Origin of the sequence: Burkholderia sp. Tr-20390 (assembly GCF_017104595.1) — a bacterium.
GTDB lineage: Bacteria > Pseudomonadota > Gammaproteobacteria > Burkholderiales > Burkholderiaceae > Burkholderia.
In genome coordinates, this window is the sequence record NZ_JAAGPC010000328.1 from 1 (window position 1) to 5,662 (window position 5,662).

Annotated in this window: 2 protein-coding genes; both read left to right on the forward strand. The window is 69.4% G+C overall.

Annotated elements, in window-relative coordinates; translation table 11 throughout:
* The coding region (locus G3N98_RS38295; RefSeq protein WP_206151030.1) for a primosomal protein N' at positions 1–1,828 on the forward strand (1,828 nt) is incomplete at its 5' end.
* Between the two features lie 389 nt (positions 1,829–2,217).
* On the forward strand, positions 2,218–5,662 hold a 3,445-nt coding region (putA, locus tag G3N98_RS38300; protein ID WP_241026276.1), incomplete at its 3' end, for a trifunctional transcriptional regulator/proline dehydrogenase/L-glutamate gamma-semialdehyde dehydrogenase.

Consider the following 5,662-nt stretch of genomic DNA (forward strand, 5'->3'; position numbering starts at 1 on the left):
CGCGCAGGCGCTGGTCGACAGCGGCTCGCTGGCGCTGCCCGAGGCGCGCGCACTGCACCCGAAGGCGGCGGCGACGCTCGACGACTGGGCGGCGCGCGGCTGGGTCGACGTCGAGGAGATCGGCTGGGCCGATGCGCCTGTGCCCAAAGCTGTGGATAACCTGTTGGCAGCCGGTGGACGAACTGTGCCGCCGGCGCTCACGGACCAGCAGGCCGAGGCGCTCGACGCGATCCGCGCCGCGCAGGGCTTCGCGCCGTTCCTGCTGCACGGCGTGACGGGCAGCGGCAAGACCGAGGTCTATCTGCATGCGCTCGCGTCGCTGCTCGATGCGCGGCCGGATGCGCAGGCGCTCGTGCTCGTCCCTGAAATCAACCTGACGCCGCAGTTCGAGGCCGCGTTTCGCGCGCGCTTCGCGGGGGCGCTCGCCGACGATGCGATCGTCACGCTGCACAGCGGGCTCGCCGAGGGCGAGCGTGCGCGCAACTGGCTCGCCGCGCATACGGGCCGCGCGCGGATCGTGCTCGGCACGCGCCTCGCGGTGCTCGCGTCGATGCCGACGCTCGCGCTGATCGTCGTCGATGAAGAGCACGAGCCCGCGTACAAGCAGCAGGAAGGGCTGCGCTATTCGGCGCGCGATCTTGCCGTATGGCGGGCGAAGCAGCTCGGCATCACGGTCGTGCTCGGCTCGGCGACGCCGTCGCTCGAAAGCTGGTGGCAGGCCGAGCAGGGCCGTTACACGCGGCTCACGCTGTCGCGCCGCGCGGTGGCCGACGCGACGCTGCCGACCGTGCGGCTGATCGATCTCGAAGAGGAGCGGCGGCGCGGCCGCGCGTCGATGGGCGGGCTGTCCGGGCCGCTCGTCGCGGCGCTGAAGGCGCGGCTCGAGCGCGGCGAACAGAGCCTCGTGTTCCTGAACCGGCGCGGTTATGCGCCGCAGCTCGCGTGCGATGCCTGCGGCTGGGTCGCCGGCTGCCCGCGCTGCAGCGCGTACGTCGTGCTGCACAAGCCCGAGCACGCGTTGCGCTGCCATCACTGCGGCTGGGAAGCGCGCATTCCGCGGTCGTGCCCCGAGTGCGGGAACGTCGACATCGCGCCGCTCGGGCGCGGCACGCAACGCATCGAGGAGGCGCTCGCCGAGGCCGTGCCCGGCGCGCGCGTGTTGCGGATCGACGCGGACAGCACGCGCCGCAAGGGCAGCGCACAGGCGCTCTTTTCCGATGTGCACGCGGGTGAGGTCGATATCCTCGTCGGCACGCAGATGATCGCGAAGGGGCACGACTTCCAGCGCGTGTCGCTCGTCGGCGTGCTCAATGCCGATACCGCGCTGTTCTCGCATGACTTTCGCGCGAGCGAACGGCTGTTCGCGCAACTGATGCAGGTGAGCGGCCGTGCGGGGCGTGCCGGGCTGCCGGGCGAGGTGCTCGTGCAGACGCGTTACCCGCGTCACGCGCTGTACCACGCGCTCGGGCGGCAGGATTACGTCGGCTTCGCGAATTCGACGCTCGGCGAGCGCCGCGACGCGCACCTGCCGCCGTTCGTCTACCAGGCGCTGCTGCGCGCCGAAGGGCGCACGCTGGACGCCGCGCTCGCGTTCCTGCTGCAAGCCGCGGCCGCGTTGCCGGGGCTGCCGGGCGCCGATCGCGTGACCGTCTACGACGCGGTGCCGATGACGATCGTCAAGGTCGCGAACGTGCATCGCGCGCAGTTGCTGCTCGAAAGCGCGTCACGGGCGGCGCTGCAGCATGCGCTGCGCGCATGGCAGCCGGAGTTGCGTGCACTGAAAGGCGTGCTGCGGTGGAGCGTCGAGGTCGATCCGCTGGATATCTGAGCTGAGCGGCGGCGCGGCATGCGGCCGTCGTCCTGCGTGCGCTGCGTTGCACCCCAACCTCCGGGCCGGGTACCCCCGAACCGTCTCTTGCTGCCCGGCCGCGCCCGGGCGCCTCATCTCCCGTCGCACCCAGTGCAACCCGTTTTCGTCCGCCGCGACCCGCGCGGAAGATTGCGCACGCCTGTCAAACCGACCCGCTCAGGGAAAACACCGATCCTCCGACCACGGGCAACCCCTAGGTTGCAACCGTATAAGTGGCTGATTATATTGAGTAACTTCTGGGTGCAACCTATCTCGCAATTTGGTTGCACCTTTTTATTGCGTGCCGTAGGATTTCGCGCATCCTCTCACACCACATTGCCGGGCTCGCACCGGCGCACGAACCCACCATGGCAAGCACGACTCTCGGCGTCAAAGTCGACGACCTTCTCCGCTCGCGCCTCAAGGACGCCGCCGCGCGTCTCGAGCGCACTCCCCACTGGCTGATCAAGCAGGCGATCTTCGCGTATCTCGAGCGGATCGAGCACGGCCAGTTGCCGCCCGAGCTGTCGGGCCACAGCGGCGTGACGGAGCTCGCCGACGGCCAGTCGGCGGATGGCGACGACGACAACTCGCCGCATCCGTTCCTCGAGTTCGCGCAGAACGTGCAACCGCAATCGGTGCTGCGCGCGGCGATCACGGCGGCGTACCGCCGCCCCGAGCCGGAATGCGTGCCGTTCCTGCTCGGCCAGGCGCGCCTGCCCGCGAACCTGCAGGCGGACGTGCAGGCGCTCGCGACGAAGCTCGTCGAGGCGCTGCGCGAGAAGAGCTCGGGCGGCGGCGTCGAAGGGCTGATCCACGAATTCTCGCTGTCGAGCCAGGAAGGCGTCGCGCTGATGTGCCTCGCCGAAGCACTGCTGCGCATTCCCGATCGCGCAACCCGCGATGCGCTGATCCGCGACAAGATCAGCAAGGGCGACTGGCGCTCGCACGTCGGCCACGCGCCGTCGCTGTTCGTGAACGCGGCGACCTGGGGGCTGATGATCACCGGCAAGCTCGTGACGACCAACAGCGAAGCGGGGCTGTCGTCGGCGCTGACGCGCCTGATCGGCCGCGGCGGCGAGCCGCTGATCCGCAAGGGCGTCGACATGGCGATGCGCCTGATGGGCGAGCAGTTCGTCACCGGCGAAACGATTTCCGAAGCACTGGCGAACAGCCGCAAGTACGAAGCGCGCGGTTTCCGCTACTCGTACGACATGCTCGGCGAAGCGGCGACGACCGAAGAGGACGCGCAGCGCTACTACGCATCGTACGAACAGGCGATCCACGCGATCGGCAAGGCGGCCGGCGGCCGCGGCATCTACGAAGGCCCGGGCATCTCGATCAAGCTGTCCGCGCTGCACGCACGCTACTCGCGCTCGCAGCAGGACCGCACGATGAGCGAGTTGCTGCCGCGCGTGCGCGCGCTCGCGCTGCTCGCGCGCCGCTACGACATCGGCCTGAACATCGACGCCGAAGAGGCCGACCGCCTCGAACTGTCGCTCGACCTGCTCGAGGCGCTGTGCTTCGATCCGGATCTCGCGGGCTGGAACGGCATCGGCTTCGTCGTGCAGGGCTACCAGAAGCGCTGCCCGTTCGTGATCGACTACCTGATCGATCTCGCGCGCCGCAGCCGCCATCGCCTGATGATCCGCCTCGTGAAGGGCGCGTACTGGGATACCGAGATCAAGCGTGCGCAGGTCGACGGCCTCGAAGGCTATCCGGTCTACACGCGCAAGATCTACACCGACGTGTCGTACCTCGCGTGCGCGAAGAAGCTGCTCGCGGCGCCGGATGCCGTGTACCCGCAGTTCGCGACGCACAACGCGTACACGCTGGCCGCGATCTACCAGCTCGCGGGCCAGAATTACTACCCGGGCCAGTACGAGTTCCAGTGCCTGCACGGGATGGGCGAGCCGCTGTACGAGGAAGTCACCGGCCGCGACAAGCTGAACCGTCCGTGCCGCGTGTATGCACCGGTCGGCACGCACGAGACGCTGCTCGCATACCTGGTGCGCCGCCTGCTCGAGAACGGCGCGAACACGTCGTTCGTGAACCGCATCGCGGATAAAACCGTGTCGGTGAAGGAACTGGTCGCCGATCCGGTCGACGAGGCATCGAAGGTCGTGCCGCTCGGCGCGCCGCACACGAAGATCCCGCTGCCGCGCAACCTGTACGGCGACGAGCGTCCCAACTCGATGGGCCTCGACCTGTCGAACGAACACCGCCTCGCGTCGCTGTCGTCCGCGCTGCTCGCGAGTGCGCATTTCCCGTGGCGCGCGGCGCCGATGCTCGCCGACGACACGCTCGCCGACGCGCCGGCCCGCGACGTGCGCAACCCGGCCGACCAGCGCGACCTGGTCGGCACGGTCAGCGAAGCGACGGCCGAACACGTGAGCGCGGCGCTCGCGCACGCGGTGGCCGCCGCGCCGATCTGGCAGGCGACGCCGGTCGATGCCCGTGCCGATTGCCTGGTGCGCGCGGCCGACCTGCTCGAAGCGCAGATGCACACGCTGATGGGCCTGATCGTGCGCGAAGCCGGCAAATCGCTGCCGAACGCGATCGCCGAGATCCGCGAAGCGGTCGACTTCCTGCGCTACTACGCCGCACAGATCCGCGACGAATTCTCGAACGACACGCACCGCCCGCTGGGCCCCGTGGTCTGTATCAGCCCGTGGAACTTCCCGCTCGCGATCTTCATGGGCCAGGTCGCCGCGGCACTCGCCGCCGGCAACACGGTGCTCGCGAAGCCGGCCGAACAGACGCCGCTGATCGCTGCCCAGGCCGTGCGCCTGCTGCGCGAGGCCGGCGTGCCGGCCGGCGCGGTGCAGCTGCTGCCGGGCACGGGCGAGACCGTCGGCGCGGCGCTGGTGGCCGACGCGCGTACGCGTGCGGTGATGTTCACCGGCTCGACCGAAGTGGCGCGCCTGATCAACAAGACGCTGTCCGCGCGTCTCGACCCGGACGGCAAGCCGATTCCGCTGATCGCCGAAACGGGCGGCCAGAACGCGATGATCGTCGACTCGTCGGCACTCGCGGAGCAGGTCGTCGCGGACGTGATGCAGTCGTCGTTCGACTCGGCCGGTCAACGGTGTTCGGCGCTGCGCGTTCTGTGTCTGCAGGACGACGTTGCGGACCGCACGCTGACGATGCTCAAGGGCGCGATGCACGAGCTGGCGCTCGGCAATCCCGACCGGCTGTCGACCGACGTCGGCCCGGTGATCGACGCCGAAGCGAAGCAGACGATCGACACGCACGTCGCGGCAATGAAGGACAAGGGCCACGGCGTCACGCAGCTGCCGATGCCCGATGCCTGCGCGCACGGCACGTTCGTGCCGCCGACGCTGATCGAGATCGGCAGCATCGACGAGCTGAAGCGCGAGGTGTTCGGCCCGGTACTGCACGTGGTGCGTTACCGCCGCAGCCAACTCGACAAGCTGCTGGAGCAGATCCGCGCGACCGGCTACGGCCTGACGCTCGGCATCCACACGCGGATCGACGAGACGATCGCACACGTGATCTCGAATGCGCACGTCGGCAACATCTACGTGAACCGCAACGTGATCGGCGCGGTGGTCGGCGTGCAGCCGTTCGGCGGCGAAGGGCTGTCGGGCACGGGCCCGAAGGCCGGCGGCGCGCTATACCTGCAGCGCCTGCTCGCGACGCGGCCGTCGGGCCTGCCGCGTTCGCTCGCGCAGACGCTGATCGCGGACGGCGCGGTGGAAGGCAGATCGGAAGAGCGTCGGGTAGGGAAAGAGGGTATGGCATGGGGTGGTGCTCGGAGGGAGGCGTGCAGTGAAGAGTATAGAAGATCAG